9 protein-coding genes and 1 pseudogene are annotated in these 14,625 nt (G+C 72.0%); 2 read left to right on the top strand and 8 right to left on the bottom strand.

Annotated features, from left to right (window positions below; all coding sequences use genetic code 11):
* Positions 1-237 precede the first annotated feature (237 nt).
* From B4N89_RS30990 to B4N89_RS31015, 6 genes are read right to left on the bottom strand one after another with little or no spacing between them, the layout of a single operon-like run.
* Positions 238-1,167: a GNAT family N-acetyltransferase gene (locus B4N89_RS30990; protein ID WP_235619010.1), complete on the bottom strand. Its 930-nt coding sequence runs from the start codon at positions 1,165-1,167 to the stop codon at positions 238-240.
* Positions 1,164-2,087: an ATP-binding cassette domain-containing protein gene (locus B4N89_RS30995; protein ID WP_078979806.1), complete on the bottom strand. Its 924-nt coding sequence runs from the start codon at positions 2,085-2,087 to the stop codon at positions 1,164-1,166. Before B4N89_RS30995 ends, B4N89_RS30990 begins: the two co-directional genes overlap by 4 nt.
* On the bottom strand, positions 2,084-3,940 hold the full coding sequence (locus tag B4N89_RS31000; RefSeq protein WP_235619011.1) for a dipeptide/oligopeptide/nickel ABC transporter permease/ATP-binding protein: 1,857 nt from the start codon (positions 3,938-3,940) through the stop codon (positions 2,084-2,086). Before B4N89_RS31000 ends, B4N89_RS30995 begins: the two co-directional genes overlap by 4 nt.
* 2 nt (positions 3,941-3,942) lie before the next feature.
* Complete coding sequence (locus tag B4N89_RS31005) at positions 3,943-4,932, bottom strand: ABC transporter permease (protein ID WP_078979807.1); 990 nt, start codon at positions 4,930-4,932, stop codon at positions 3,943-3,945.
* Complete coding sequence (locus tag B4N89_RS31010) at positions 4,929-6,500, bottom strand: ABC transporter substrate-binding protein (RefSeq protein ID WP_078979808.1); 1,572 nt, start codon at positions 6,498-6,500, stop codon at positions 4,929-4,931. Before B4N89_RS31010 ends, B4N89_RS31005 begins: the two co-directional genes overlap by 4 nt.
* Positions 6,497-7,969: a serine hydrolase domain-containing protein gene (locus tag B4N89_RS31015; RefSeq protein ID WP_078979809.1), complete on the bottom strand. Its 1,473-nt coding sequence runs from the start codon at positions 7,967-7,969 to the stop codon at positions 6,497-6,499. The genes B4N89_RS31010 and B4N89_RS31015 overlap by 4 nt, the downstream gene beginning before the upstream one ends.
* Positions 7,970-8,316: 347 nt before the next feature.
* Here B4N89_RS31015 and B4N89_RS31020 point away from each other — a divergent pair, with 347 nt between their 5' ends.
* The gene (locus B4N89_RS31020) at positions 8,317-9,219 is read left to right on the top strand and encodes a serine hydrolase (protein ID WP_078979810.1); all 903 of its coding nucleotides are present in this window, start codon (positions 8,317-8,319) and stop codon (positions 9,217-9,219) included.
* 88 nt (positions 9,220-9,307) lie between these two features.
* On the opposite strand, the gene B4N89_RS31025 is transcribed toward B4N89_RS31020, so the two are convergent.
* Together B4N89_RS31025 and B4N89_RS31030 are read right to left on the bottom strand one after the other, a co-directional pair.
* Complete coding sequence (locus B4N89_RS31025) at positions 9,308-10,039, bottom strand: spermidine synthase (protein ID WP_078979811.1); 732 nt, start codon at positions 10,037-10,039, stop codon at positions 9,308-9,310.
* Between the two features lie 298 nt (positions 10,040-10,337).
* On the bottom strand, positions 10,338-11,801 hold the full coding sequence (locus B4N89_RS31030) for a carboxylesterase/lipase family protein (protein WP_078979812.1): 1,464 nt from the start codon (positions 11,799-11,801) through the stop codon (positions 10,338-10,340).
* Between the two features lie 733 nt (positions 11,802-12,534).
* Between B4N89_RS31030 and B4N89_RS31035 the strand changes: the two are divergent.
* A pseudogene (locus B4N89_RS31035) lies at positions 12,535-14,415 on the top strand (M4 family metallopeptidase); the annotation flags it as partial.
* Positions 14,416-14,625: the final 210 nt, after the last annotated feature.

Genomic DNA, 14,625 nt, shown 5'->3' on the forward strand with positions numbered 1-14,625 from the left:
GGGCGGATATCGGCGGGTTGTCGGTCAGGTCCGTCACGAGGGGATCCATTCGGTCGACACGAGCCCCCGTCGAACGCACCGGAGCGGCCGTGTCGCCGGTGGCCGATCCGTGTGCGGGAGTCTAAACGATCTTGGGTCGAAAGTGGGCAGTCTCCGGCCCACGCCCGGTTCGATCCCACGGCCGGCGCCGCCGAACCGAACCGGACAGGGTGCGTCACACATCGGGCCGAGCCGCGCTCAGCCCCCGTCCCGTCGCCGGTCCACGACATAACCCCCGAGCCGCCCGAAGCCGCGCACCACACGGCCCTCCCCCATCAGCCCGCCCAGCACCTCGCGCACCGCCAGGCGCCACGCGAGCACGGCGGCCGGATCGCTGCGCCGCAGCGCCTCGATGTCGCGCGGCACCCGGACCACCACCACGTCGGCGTCGGTGCTGCCGAGCACCGGCCGGCCGTCGGCCCCCACCTCCAGGGCGATCGCGACCCCCTCCTCCCCCGGAGCGGCCGCGTCGTCCGCCGGCTGCGGAATCCCCTCGCAGGCGAGGGCCACCCGGGGGGCGGTCAGATCCCAGCGGACCAACAGCCGATCCGTGTGGTCGCCGGCGTTGAACGCATCGGTCAGGCGCCCGTAGAAGTCGACCAGATACTCGCCGGGCACCGCGCCGAGCTTGGCCAGATTGAAGAACGCGTTGCGCCCCACCAGGGGATCGAACGTCCAGCTGATCCGGCTGATCCCGCGGTCCAGGCACCAGGCGCGCTGGTGCACCTTGAGCGCGTGGCCCACCTCGCGTCCGCGCGAGCGCACGTCCACGCCCGCGATGTGCGAGTGCAGGCCGTCGGTGGCGAGCAGAGCCACGCAGGCGCCGGTCAACCGGTCGCCCTCGTAGGTGCCCGCCACGTAGCCGCCCGCGTGCGCCAGGACCATCAGCAGTTCGGGCAGCATCATCGGGTTCGCCGAGTCCACCTGCCAGATGCGGTCCAGCAGCTTGCACACCTCGGACACCTCGTCCAGCGTGTGCAGTTCGCGGATCTCGACGTGGGCCGCGCGAGCCGCGCGGACGGCCGCCGCGGTCGCGCGGTCGCGAAGCGCACCGGAATCGGGTGCGGGCTCGGGTTCGGCACGGTACAGGTCGCCGCCGATCCGCGCGCCCGCCGGTGTCGGGGTCATCGGTTCCCGGTCTCCGTTCCCTCGTCCGTACCGGCGGAGGCGGCCCGCGCCGCTCCCCCGGTCCGCGCATCTTCGCCGACCGCGCCCGCGGCGCCCGCGCCCTCCGGCAGCGGCTCGCCGATCCGCGGTACGCCCGACAACAGCGCCCGCGTGTAGTCGTGTTCGGGGTCCTCCAGGACCTGTGCGGCCGGCCCCTCCTCGACCAGGACACCTCGGTCCATCACCGCGATCCGGTCCGCCAGGTAGCGCACCACGGCCAGGTTGTGCGTGATGAACAACATCGCGAAGCCCAACTCGCGCTGCAGGTCGCGGATCAGGTTGAGCACCGCGCCCTGGACCGAGACGTCGAGCGCCGAGGTGACCTCGTCCGCCACCAGCACCGCCGGTCGCGCGGCCAACGCGCGGGCCAGCGCCACCCGTTGCCGCTGGCCGCCGGAGAGCGCGCGCGGAAGTCGGGTGCTCATCCCCGGGTCGATCCCGACCAGGTCGAGATACCGGGCCACCTCCTCCGCGCGCCGCGCCCGGTCCTCGCGCGGCACCGCCTCGGCCACCGAGGCGCCCACGCTCAGCCGGGGGTTCAGCGACGCGAACGGGTCCTGGAAGACCAGCTGCACCGGCCTGCGTCCGGGCCGCCGACCCTGGTCGACGCCGTCCACCAGGACGTTGCCCGCGGTGATCGGCACCAGCCCGACCGCGGCCCGGCCGAGGGTGGACTTGCCCGAGCCGGAGCCGCCGACCAGACCGACCACGCGGCCCGCCGGCACCTCCAGGGACACGTCGTCGACGGCGGTCACCGCCGAGCGGCCGCGGCCGTAGCGCACCGTGATGTGGCGCAGTTCGAGCGAACCGGACGTGCCGGCCCCGGCGGGCGCTGCGTCGGCCTCGGCCGCGACCGGGGCAACCGTACCTGCGGCTTTCATCGAACCTCCTCCAGTTCGTGCACGGCGGTGGTGATCGGGTCCCAGCACGCCACGCGGCGTCCGGGACCGATGCGTTCCAGGACCGGCTCCTCGGTCCGGCAGCGGTCGTTCGCCCGGGCGCAGCGCGGCGCGAACGGGCAGCCCACGCTCTCCTCGCCGGGCTCCGGCGGGCGGCCCGGGATGGTCGCCAGCGGCACGTCCCGGTCGGTGGTCATCGTCGGTACCGCGCCGATCAGCGCGGCCGAGTAGGGGTGCGCGACGCCGTCGGCCAGGTCGCCGACCGGCAGTTCCTCGACGACCCGGCCCGCGTACATCACCACGACCCGGTCGCACACCTGCGACACGACGGCGATGTCGTGCGAGATGAGCAGCAACGCGGCGCCGGACTCGGCCCGTACGTCCCGCAGCAGCGCCAACACCTGGGCCTGCACGGTGACATCGAGGGCGGTGGTCGGCTCGTCGGCGATGATCAGTCGGGGCTCGCCCATCAGGCCCATCGCGATCATCACCCGCTGGCGCATGCCGCCGGAGAACTCGTGCGGACGTTTGGTGACCCGCTGTTCGGGGTTGATGATGCCCACCGCGCCCAGACGGGCGACCGCTCGGGTCAGTGCCGCCGCGCGGCCGGCGCCGTGGTGCACCTCGGCGACCTCGGCGAGCTGCCGGCCGACGGTCAGCGCCGGGTTGAGCGAGGCCATCGGGTCCTGGAACACCATGGCCAGTGAAGTGCCCTTGGGCGCCTGGCGGTTCAGATCCCGGTCGGCGAAGCGCAGGGTACGGGCGCTGACCCGGCCGGGGTGCGGGACCAGTCCGGCCGCGGCCAGCGCGGTCAGGCTCTTGCCCGAGCCGGATTCGCCGACGATGCCGACCGCCTCGCCCTCGGTGACGCTCAGGCACACGTCGTGTACGGCTGTGTGGCCGGGGAAGCGCACCCGCAGGTGGTCGACGTGCAGCAGGGCCGACGCCGCCTCGGCGGCGGATTGTTCGTCGGTCGAGGCGACCGGCTCGGCCTCGGGCCGGTTCGCGCCGCGGCCGCCGCTGGCACCCGCGACCACCTCGCCGATCAGGCCGAAGGTGATGCCGGTCAGTACGATCGCGGCGCCGGGGCCGACCGCCGACATCGGGTCCACCATGACCCGGTCGAGCTGTTCGTTGAGCAGGCGCCCCCAGTCGTAGTCGGGCGCCTGTACGCCCAGGCCGAGGAAGGACAGGCCGGAGAAGGCGACCAGGATGCCGGCGGCGACCTGGGCGACGAACAGCGCGACCGGTTCGGCGATGTTGGGCAGGATGTGTCGCACGATGATCCGGAGCCGGCCGACGCCGAGGATCCGCGCGGCGGCCACGTAGTCGGTGCCGGCGACGGAGGCGGTCAGGTTCTGCACGAGCCGGGCGGTGGCGGGGGCCGCGCCCAGGCCGATGGCGAAGGCGGCGGAGAAGGTGCCGACGCCGAAGATGACCGCGAGGAAGAGCACGAACAGCAGGCCGGGGAAGGCCACGAGCAGGTTGACCGTCGCGGTGATCAGCCGGCCGGCGCGCCGGCCGAGAACCGCCGGGAGCACACCCAGGATCAGCCCGCCGAGCACCGCGATCAAGGTGGCGAACAGGGTCAGTTCGAGGGTGAGTCGGGTGGCCACCACCACCCGGGCGGCGATGTCGCGGCCGAGCGCGTCGGTACCGAACAGGTGCTCGGTGCCACTGTGTCGGCCGATCGCGTCGGTGTCGATCCGGTCGGCGGTGTCGCCGGCCAGCATCGGGCCGAAGATCGCCACGAGCAGGATCAGGGCGCTCAGGATCGCCGTGGCGATCCCCATCGGGGTGCGCAGCGCCTGGCGCAGTCTAGGGGCCTTGGACATCGTCAGCTCCCGCGGATCGTGGACTTGGGGTCGGCGACGGCGACGGCGAGGTCGACCGCGAAGTGGATCACGAGCGCGGCGGCTCCGTAGACGAGCACGATGCCCTGGACGAGCGGATAGTCCTTCTGCAGGATCGCCTGGACGATGGTCATGCCCAGGCCGGGCCAGGCGAAGACGTTCTCGATCAGCACCGTGCCCGCGAGCAGGCTGCTGAGGATCAGGCCGCCGAGGGTCAGCGAGGAGGTGAGCAGGTTCGGCAGCGCGTGCCGCAGGTAGAGCAGTCGGGTCGGCAGCCGTTTGGCGCGGGCGGTGCGCATGTAGTCGGTCTCGAACACGCGCAGCGCCTCGACCCTGACGATCCGCGACAGCGCGGCGATCGGGGTGATGGCCAAAGCCAGCACGGGCAGTACGTAGGAGTCGGGCCCCTCGCGCAGTGCCACCGGGAACCAGCCGAGGCTGACGCCGAACACCGAGGCCAGGCCGACGGCGAGGAGGAATTCCGGGATGGCCACGATCGCCCCGGTCGAGGAGGCGAAGGCCAGTTCGCTGCGGCGCCGGCGGCCGTTGAGGGTGAACACGGCCATCGCCATGCCCAGGGGGATGGACACCACCATGATCAGGACGAACGCGTAGATCGCGATCTCCAGGGTGGCGGGGAGTCGGTCGCCGATCATGCTCGACACGGAGACCCGGGCGGTGATCGATTCGCCCAGGTCGCCGTGGAAGAGCCCGCTCACGAAGTGCTTGTACTGGGTGATCAGCGAGTCGTTCAGGCCCAGTTGTTCCTTGCGGGCGGCGACCGCCTCCGGGGTGGCGTTCATTCCCAGGGCGCCGCGGACGGGGTCGCCGGGGACGAAGTGGATCATCGCGAACGCGGCGGTCACCAGGGCGGCGAGCGAGACCACCAGGCGGCCGGTGCGACGCAGGAAGAAGGAGGTCCAGGGGCCGAGACGGAAGTCCACGACCCGGCCGGACAGGGCTGCGGTGCTCATCGGCCACCGACCTTGTGCAGGGAGGACGGCACCACGCCGCCACCGTCGAGTTCGAAGCTGTAGCCCCGAACGAAGTAGGGAGTCATCGAGTCCACGAACGTCACCGCGTCGGCACGCTTGATCAACTCGGATTCGGCGGCGGTCCACTCGGGACAGCCGGCCGTGTCGGGCTTGGCCATCGCCGCACCGACCAGACGCTGGTATTCGGGGTTGTCGAGCGATCCGAAGTTGAGCCCCTCGGGGGGCTTGGGTCCGGAGAAGAACGGGAGGATCTGATCGGGGGTGGTCACCGAGATCGGCGCCCACGCGAGTTCCCACTGACCGCCCATCAGGATCGGCGCGTTCGTCGACGCCGTGGTCGGCTGGATACTCACCTTCGCCCCGAACGACTCCCACTGCTTGACCGCCAGTTCGACGGCCGAGACGAGTTGGGTGCCGAACACGCCCGGATACGGCATGGAGATCGACAGCTGTTTGCCGTCCTTGCTCCAGCGCCCGCCGGACTTCTTCCAGCCGGCCTCGCGCATCAGCGCCGCGGCCTGCGCCGGGTCGTGCGGCGGGAGGTTGCCGGTGACCGAGTCCTCGGTGCATGGTGGGCCCATCGTGATACCGAGCCGCAGCGGGGCCATGCCCTTGCCACCGGTGGCCACCGCGCCGATCTGCTTGAGGTCGAGCGCGGACAGCAGCGCCCGGCGCACCCGGACGTCGGCCGTGACGCGATTCGGCGCCTCGTTGAAAAGCAGCATCCCCAACGGGTCCCGCTCGATCACCGCCTTGATTCCGGCCGCGGTCAGTCGGGCCCGGTCCGGGCCCATCACCGACGCGATGTCCAGTTGCCCGCTGAGCAGCAGATTGCTCCGGGTGGACTCGTTGCCGACGACCTTGAAGACCACCCGATCGGGCGACGCGGAGTTGTCGACGCCGTCCGGTCCCCAGGTGTAGCCGGGACGCTTGACGAAGGTGAAGTGGTCGCCCGCGACCACCTCGGCGAGTCGGTAGGGACCGGTGCCGTCGGAGGTGTGGGTGAGCTTGTCCGAGTCCTTCAAAGAGGCGGGACACACCAGCCGCAACATCGAGGTGCCGCGCAGCAGGAACGGGGCCGGTTGCGAGGAGTTGAGGGTCACCGTACCGGCCTCGTTGTCGGCGGTGGCGGTGACCCCGGGAGGCACCATCAGGCCGTACAGCGGCGACTTGTTGGCCGGGTCGACGATGTGGTTGTACTGGGCGGCGACATCGGCCGCGGTCAACGGCGCGCCGTTCTCGCACCTCACGTCGCGCCTGAGCGTGAACGTCGCCGAGTTCGCGTCCGAGGTCCACTTCTCCGCGACGCCGGAGACGATCCGCCCGTCGGTCCGGACGTTGATCAGCGAGTCGTAGGAGAAGCGGTTCATCATGGTCGCGTACGAAATCAGCGTGGTCATCGGGTTCAGGTTGCTGGGGTCGCTGGGAATCGCGATGGTGACGGTGTCGCCGTCCCCCGAGTTCCCACCCACGCCCGTCCCACCGCATCCGGCGGCGAACAGGCCCAGCGCGACGGCCGCGGCGGCCCCGCGCGAGGCTCGTCTCATCGCGCGCCTCCGCTACAGGAGTCGACGCCGACCCGCTCGGCACCGGTCGTCCCGGCCGACTCGCCGGCCACCACCCGGGGCAGCGCGCGGGTCATGTGCACAAAGCGCGCCCGGTCGCCGTCTCCGACGAAGGCGTACTGCGCGTGCTGCCCGCCCTTCGCCTCGACGGCGATCAGCGTGCGGGCGTCGCGGGCCACCAGTTCGCTCGTCTGCACGCTCTCGCCCATCACCTCCGCCGCGGCACCCAGGGTGCGCGTGGTCAGCTCGAAGCCGCGCTCGGACTCGACCACGTCCATCGCCAGCACCTGCGACGCGTAGCGCCCGACGAAGAAGCGCGCGTCCACCACCGGCGGATCGACGGGCGGCACGGCGGACTCGGGCATGCCGACACCCGCGGTGCTCGCCAAGACCTCGCGGACCAGCTCGTACATCACGCCCAATTCGCCGCCGTTGGTCAGGATCGCGATCGAGACCCCGCTCTCCGGGACCACCCGCAGGATGGCGGCCTGGCCGAGGGTGCCGCCGTCGTGGCCGATCACCGGGCCGCCCGCCCAGTCGAACAGGTTCCAGCCCAGGCCCCACGCGGTGCCGACCGCGCCGATGTCGGGCACGTCCACCTGCGACTCGCGCATGGCCAGAGCCGACGCCTCGGACAGCAGACGGGTGCCGTCGGGCAGCAGCCCGCGCGCGACGTGCGCGGCGGCGAACGCGACCAGGTCCGTCGCGGTGGTGGCCAGCGTCGAACCGGCCGGCGCGTTGGAGCGGGGCATCTGCCACACCGGCGCCTTGACGGTCGTTCCGTCGGGGCCCGCCACGTGCCCGATCGCCACCCGGTGCAGGATCGCCTCGGCGGCACCGCTCGCCACCCGGGTCAGCCCGAGCGGGACGGTGATCCGCTCGCGCAGCGTGGCCTCCCACGTCTGTCCGGTCAGCACCTCGACGATCCGACCGAGGGCGACGTATCCACTGTTGCAGTAGGAGAACATCTCGCCGGGCGCGAAGAGTCGGTTGCCGTGGTCGGCCAGATGCCCGACCAGTCCGGCCACCGCGTCGTCGCCGGGACCGAACTCCTCGAAGATGTCGCCCTCGAACCCGGCGGTGTGGCACAGCAGTTGACGGACCGTCACGCTCGCCGACGCGGTCTCGTCGACCAGCTTGAAGCCGGGGAGGAAGGTCCGCACCGGTGCGTCGAGGTCGAGTACGCCCTCGTCGACCAGTTGCATGATCAGCGTCGCCGTCCAGACCTTGGTGATCGAACCGATCTGGAAGATCGACTCGGTCGTGGCCGGGTACCCGATCTCCGTGTCGAGCACGCCCGTGGCGGCCGAGACCGTCTCGTCACCCATCCGCACCGCGACGCTCGCGCCGGGGATATTGCCACGCTTGGCCAGCTCGCCGAGACGGGTCGCTAGGTACTCGGGAGTCGGCAGTGTCCGGGCAGCGGCCCCGGACACATCGGATCGTCCCATCGTGGGATACCTCCTCGGAAGGCGGCGGCGAGTGCCGCAGAGGACGATCACGGTAGGCAGCGTCCGAATGCCTCGAATCGTCGTCCCGGACGAAGAACGGCTCGCGAACCTGTCCGAATCACCGACGCCGAGGCATAGCGCGGGGGGCGATGCTCGGCAGGGGCCGCCGCAGGGTCGTGAACCGGCCGCCGAGGCCGCCCGACGCGCGCACCACCTTCTCGCGGGCGGCCGACCGACGACGGACCCGCCCACACCGCCTCCCCTGGCACCCCACATCGGCGCCGACCCCGGCAACCGCCGCCGGCGACCGGCCCTTCGGGGCATCCGACCACCCACACGGAGCGGACATGAGCACCGATCGAGAGTCGGCAGAACCCACACAGCGCATCCGGGCGATCTTCGACGCCGCCCGGGTGGACGGCTTCCTGCACGTACGCGACCTCGACACCGCCGACGAGATCGCCTACCAGGCCGACGACCCGGTCGTGCTCGCGTCGGTCCTGAAGGTGCCGATCGTCCTGGAGTACGCCCGCCAGGCCGCCGACGGCCGGCTCGACCGGGCCGGCCGGCACCTGGTCACCGCCGCCGACCGCGAGGGCGACGGCATCGGCACCGACGGCTGTATGTACGACGTGGAGATGAGCGCGCGCGACCTCGCCTTCATGATGATCACCCAGAGCGACAACGCGGCGACCGACATCGTGCTGCGCCTGGTCGGCCGGGACAACGTACGGGCCACCCTCGACGCACTGGACTGCCGCGACACCTCCGTCACCGGCTGCAAGGACCTGTTCCAATCGGTGCTGGACGACCTGGGCGTCGACCCGGACGGCAACGTCGACGAGCAGGTCGCCCGCGCCACGCCCGAGCAGATCCGCGCGCTGACCGTGCGCGACCCCAAGCGCACCGCCGCGACCACCCCACGCGAGATCACCAAGCTGCTCGCCGCGATCTGGCGGGACGAGGCGGGCTCCGCCGAGGCCTGCGCCGAGGTGCGCGACATCATGGGCCGGCAGATCTGGCCGCACCGGCTCGCGTCGGGATTCGCGGACGAGATCCGGGTCTCCGGCAAGACCGGCACCCTGTGGGGCGTGCGCAACGAGGTCGGCGTGGTCGAGTACCCCGACGGCAAGCGCTACGCGGTGGGCGTGTTCCTGCGCCTGGAGTCGCTGGGCTTTCGCGCGCCCGCGGCCGACGCCTCGATCGGGCTGGCGGCCCGCGCGGCGATCGACCACCTGCGCGCCCGATGACCGGGGTCGGGTCCGGCGGCGCGTGCCCTGCCGCCGGGCCCGATACCCCGACCCGCGTCCCGACCCGTCGGCCGGCCCTCACGGCGGGTCAGGACGCGGGCTCCTCCGGTGTGCGGGCCACGTACACGGTGTTGGTGGCCGTACCGCCCTGGAGCGGGTTGTCGAAGTCGACGACGTGCGCGGCCGAGTCGGCGAAGACCTCGCCGAGCACCGCGCCGAACTCCAGGTCCGGCGGGTCGTTGGACCACAGCGCGAACACCCCGCCCGGACGCAGCCGATCGGCCAGCGCGCGCAGCCCGGCGGGCCGGTACAGCGCGGCATGGCTCGGGTGCAGCACGTGGCGCGGGGAATGGTCGACGTCCAGCAGGATCGCGTGGAAGCGCCGACCCGGCTCCCGCGGATCGAACCCCCGCGCCTCGCCGGCCAACGCGAAGAAGTCGCCCTGGACCAGCCGGCAGCGGGGATCGCCCGCGAGGCCGGCGCCGAGCGGGACCAGGCCGCGCCGGTGCCAGTCGATCACCTCGCCGAGCGCGTCGACCACGATCAGGTCGCGTACGCGCGGATCGTCCAGCGCCGCGCGGGCGGTGTAGCCCAGGCCCAGACCGCCCACCACCACGTCGAGTTCGACGTCCGGCAACTCGGCCAGGCCCAGCCGGGTCAGCGCGATCTCGCCCGCCGTGAACAGGCTGGACATCAGGAACTCGTCGCCGAGCTTGACCTCGTGCACGTCCTCGCCGGAGACCGGATCGCGCCTGCGGCGCAGGCTGATCTCGCCCATCGGCGTCGTCCGCCAGTCGAGTTCCTCGAAACGCGCGCTCATCCGTGCACCCTCAACCGTGTCGATACCGCCCACCGGCCGCGCCGGTGGGCGGTCAGCCTATGGTCCCGGGCGCCGTCTCGCCGTCGGGCCCGCCGTCGGACGGGCGGCGGGACCTCCGGGTGGCCGGTCGGGCCGTGGCCGCCGCTCGGGTTGCCGGACCCGCCGTGCGAGGCCCCGCCGTCGGCGTCGAACCGCGGCCACGCGAGCGCCCGACCGGGTGTGATCGCCCGATGGCATCAGGTTACCCCCGTGGGGGCTGGTCCCGGAGGAGGCCGCCGGGTCCGGTAGGGCCGGGCGATCAGCCCCAGGCGGCGCGTTCGGTCTCGCGCGGGGCGAGCACGGTGGTCGGAGTCGGCGCGTCGAACACCCGTACCGGTCGCCGCGCGTCCCACGGTTCCCACCCGGGATCGCCGGTCTTGGCGAACCGCACCCAGGCGGCGTGCATCTCGTCGGCGAGGGACTGCGGCGGCGCGTCCCCGGTGAGCGAGGTCCACGCACCGGAGTCGAGCCCGTCGAAGACGAACGGCAACTCCATCGCGTGCGCGGCGCCGAGGTCGCGCACCGGACTGCGCCAGGCGAACTCGTAGACGTGGGTGGTGGCCCCACGCTCCAGGCGGGCATCCGCGAGGCGGTTGATCGGCAGCCGGACCAGCAGGTCGGTGGCCAGCGCGCCGAGCAGTTCGCCGCGCCCCGCGCCGGGTCGGGCCGCCCGGTACGCGGCCAGGACGCGGCGGCCGATCCGGAACTTCAGCCGCGCGCCCGCGAACACCAGCGGCCCGACCCGGTCGAGCAGGCCGGTGGGCACGAACCACAGCCGGTACTCCTCGGTGTTCGAGCCGAGCAGCAGGCCGATGCCGGAACCCGCGCCGGCCACCAGGGCGTCGAGCGGGTGCGTGGGCACGAGGTCGTCGCCGATCGCCAGGGCGAAGCCCGCGCCGCCGGTCATCGGTGTACCGCCTGCGGTGACCGCCTGTTCGGCGGCGACCAGTTCGTCCGGCGGCACCTCGGCGAACGCCGCCCGGGACCGGGTCCGGCCCAGCCGCTCGGCCACCGACGCGGTGATCCGCCCGGCCTTCGCGGGCGGCAGCGCGTCCGGCATCCCGCTCTGCAGGATCGCGCGCGCGAACAGCGTCTCGGCGTCCGGGTGCGCGACCAGCGCCCCGAGCAGGATCGATCCGGCGGACTCGCCGAACACGGTCACCCGCGCCGGGTCGCCGCCGAAGGCCGCGATCTCCGCGCGCACCCAGCGCAGCGCGGCGACCACGTCGGCGAGGCCGACATTGCCCGGCGCGCCGTCCAGGACGGAGAAACCCTCGGACGCCAAACGGTAGTTCACCGCGACGTACACCACGCCGTCGCGGGCGAACGCCGCGCCGTCGTAGCCGGGCAGCGCGTTCGCCCCGTGCGCGAGCGAGCCGCCGTGCACCCACACCATCACCGGCAGCCCGCTCGCGTCGGTCGGCGCCCAGACGTTGAGGTTGAGGTATTCGTCGCCCTCGATCACCACCGTCGGCAGCAGTTCCCCCAGCACTCCCCGGTACGGCGCCTGCGGCGCGGTCGGGCCCATCGTGTCGGCGTCGCGCACCCCGGTCCACCCCGGGTGCGCGGCCGCCCGCTCGAAGCGCGACTCCCCCACCGGCGCGGCGGCGTACGGAATGCCCAGCCAGCGGGAGATGCCGTCGGCCCCGGTCACGCCCCGGAGCGATCCGGCGGAGATCGTCACCGTGGCCCGTCCCTGCTCGGCCTCCGGGGGAACGCTCATGACTGGCCATCCGATCCGCGGGTCGGCCCGCTCGACGATTCCGGCAGATCGGCCGAGGGTAGCGAAGCGGGCCGCCGCGTGGGCACGGACATCCGGCCCTCGGGGCGCACCGGAACGGGCCCCACCGCTTCGGATCTTCCGGGCATTGCGGCCGCACGCGCCACCAACCGATGACACCGTGTTCCCGGGCGGACACCGACCGCCATGTCCGGCCCACCACGCCATCGTCCGAAGCGTTCGCGAAGCGGGAAGGGGCCGAAGCGAGTTCACACGAAACGCACACGAGCGGCCGGCATCCGGACGTGGGCGAGGCGAGCTCGGCGCGGTCGGTCGAGGCATGGGAGACCGGGGACGGATCCGTGCCGCGGTGACGCCACCGTCGCGGACAGCACGATCCCATTCGCCCTCTCCGACGGGGATCCGTCCCATCCGGAGCTTTCGCCGAGCCGAATCGGGCACGCCGGCCGGCCGGTCCGCCCCGACCGGGCGGCCCGCTCGCGAACTTCGTGAAGACATTCTCCGTCGGGCGCAACTTGCCTGTCCGATAAGGAGTTTGACAGATTTTGCCGACCCCGCGAAGCCGCATTGTTCGGGGCAGTGCGAACGTGTGAGCGTTTGCCGATCGGGCACGAACCCGGCGGTCACGCTCGTCGGCGGTTCGCTCACGTCGCGAATACGCGCACGACGAAGGCCGGTTCGTGGTCGAGGTCTACCTTCCACTCGAGGAGCCTCGATGAATCGAAAAACGGTGACGGCCGGGACTGTCCTGGCCGTACTCGCCGGATTGGCGGTCTCCACCACCGCACAGTCGGCGTCCGCCGACCCGTCTCCCCCTCCCGGCTCGCAGGCGTTGGCGGTAGCCGCCGCCGACCAGGCCGTCTCCAGCGGCCTGGACTCCCTTGCCAAGGGTCCCGACGAGCAGTACCGGCGCCAGACGGTGACCCCCTGGGTCAACGGGCTCTACTCGGTCGCGTACGAACGCACCTACCGCGGCCTGCCGGTCGTCGGCGGAGACGCGGTCGTGCTGGCCGACAACCAGGGCCGGGTCCGCGCGACCCAGTCCGCCACCGGTACCCGCATCACCGCGAAGACCACGGCCACCATCGACGCGAGCGCCGCCGAGGCGACATCCAGGGCCCGGCTCGCCGCCGTGGACAAGGTGGAATCGCACCGCCTGGTCGTCCGGGTCAAGGACGGCGTCGGAAATCTCGCCTGGGAAACCGTGGTCGTCGGTCGTACCGCGACCGCGCCCAGCCGCCTGCATGTCTTCGTCGACGCGAGCACGGGCACGGTGCTCGACCAGATCGACGACGTGAAGGCCGGCAGCGCGAACAGCCAGTGGAACGGTCCGAATCCGCTGACCATCGACACCACCAACTCGGGCGGCACCTACTCCCTGCGCGACCCGAACCGGCCGGGCCTGACCTGCGCCGACTACAGCACCGGCACGATCTTCTCCAAGTCCACCGACTCCTGGGGCAACGGCCAGGCGTCGAGCAAGGAGACCGGCTGCGCCGACGTCATGTGGGCGGCGCAGAAGGAATGGAACATGCTCCGCGACTGGCTCGGTCGCAACGGGCACAACGGCAACGGCGGCAGTTGGCCGGTCAAGGTCGGCCTGAACGACGTCAACGCCTACTGGGACGGCTCCTCCGTCTCCATCGGACACAACCAGTCCAACCAGTGGATCGGTTCGATGGACGTGGTCGGCCACGAATTCGGCCACGGCATCGACCAGTTCACCCCCGGCGGCGCCGGTACCGAACCGGGTCTGGGCGAGGCCACGGGCGACATCATGGGTGCGCTGACCGAGGCGTACACCAACGAGCCCTCGCCGTACGACGTCCCCGACTACACCGTCGGCGAAGCCGTGAACCTGGTGGGCCAGGGCCCGATCCGCTACATGTACAAGCCGTCCACCAACGGCGACCCCGACTGCTACAGCTCCTCGATTCCCAACACGGAGGAGCACGCGGCGGCCGGACCGCTCAACCACTGGTTCTACCTGCTCGCCGAGGGCACCAGCCCGGGCGGCGGCAAGCCCAACAGCCCGACCTGCAACAACACCACGATGACCGGGGTCGGCATCCAGCAGGCGGGCAAGGTCTTCTACGGCGGCATGCTGCTCAAGACCAGCGGCATGACCTACAAGAAGTACCGCACGGCCACGCTCAACTCGGCCAAGACGCTCGACCCGACCTGCGCGCTGTTCACCAAGACCAAGGCCGCCTGGGACGCGATCAGCGTGCCCGCGCAGACCGGTGACCCGACCTGCACCGGCGGTCCCGCGCAGAACGACTTCTCGATGAGCTTCAACCCGAGCTCCGGTACCGTCCAGCCCGGTGCGTCGATCACCGCGACCCTGGGCACGACCGTCACCTCCGGCAACGCGCAGTCCGTCTCGCTGGTCGCGACCGGTCAGCCGAGCGACGTCACCGTGGCCCTGAGCCCGAACCCGATCCAGTCCGGCACCTCCTCGACGCTGACCGCGACGGCCGCGGCGGGCGCCGCGAACGGCACCTACGTGATCACCGTCACCGGTACCGGGCCCAACGCCACGCACACCGCCCAGTACACCCTGACCGTCGGTACCGGCGGCCCGGGCGGCGACGCGATCAAGAACGGCGGCTTCGAGGACGGCACCGCCAACTGGACGCAGAGCGCGAACGACATCACCAACAGCTCGCAGAACGCGGCACACGGCGGCACCTGGTACGCGTGGATGATGGGCTACGGCTCCACCGCCACCGAAACCCTGTCGCAGTCCAACGTCGTGATTCCCAACACCGCGGCACCCACGTTGAAGGTGTGGATCAAGACCACC

It is taken from the genome of Embleya scabrispora (assembly GCF_002024165.1).
GTDB classification, from domain to species: Bacteria; Actinomycetota; Actinomycetes; order Streptomycetales; family Streptomycetaceae; genus Embleya; species Embleya scabrispora_A.

Bases quoted from the DNA above. Each gene is read 5' to 3' on its own strand.
- B4N89_RS30990 (WP_235619010.1), bottom strand. From the start codon at position 1,167: ATGACCCCGACACCGGCGGGCGCGCGGATCGGCGGCGACCTGTACCGT.
- B4N89_RS30995 (WP_078979806.1), bottom strand. From the start codon at position 2,087: ATGAAAGCCGCAGGTACGGTTGCCCCGGTCGCGGCCGAGGCCGACGCA.
- B4N89_RS31000 (WP_235619011.1), bottom strand. From the start codon at position 3,940: ATGTCCAAGGCCCCTAGACTGCGCCAGGCGCTGCGCACCCCGATGGGG.
- B4N89_RS31005 (WP_078979807.1), bottom strand. From the start codon at position 4,932: ATGAGCACCGCAGCCCTGTCCGGCCGGGTCGTGGACTTCCGTCTCGGC.
- B4N89_RS31010 (WP_078979808.1), bottom strand. From the start codon at position 6,500: ATGAGACGAGCCTCGCGCGGGGCCGCCGCGGCCGTCGCGCTGGGCCTG.
- B4N89_RS31015 (WP_078979809.1), bottom strand. From the start codon at position 7,969: ATGGGACGATCCGATGTGTCCGGGGCCGCTGCCCGGACACTGCCGACT.
- B4N89_RS31020 (WP_078979810.1), top strand. From the start codon at position 8,317: ATGAGCACCGATCGAGAGTCGGCAGAACCCACACAGCGCATCCGGGCG.
- B4N89_RS31025 (WP_078979811.1), bottom strand. From the start codon at position 10,039: ATGAGCGCGCGTTTCGAGGAACTCGACTGGCGGACGACGCCGATGGGC.
- B4N89_RS31030 (WP_078979812.1), bottom strand. From the start codon at position 11,801: ATGAGCGTTCCCCCGGAGGCCGAGCAGGGACGGGCCACGGTGACGATC.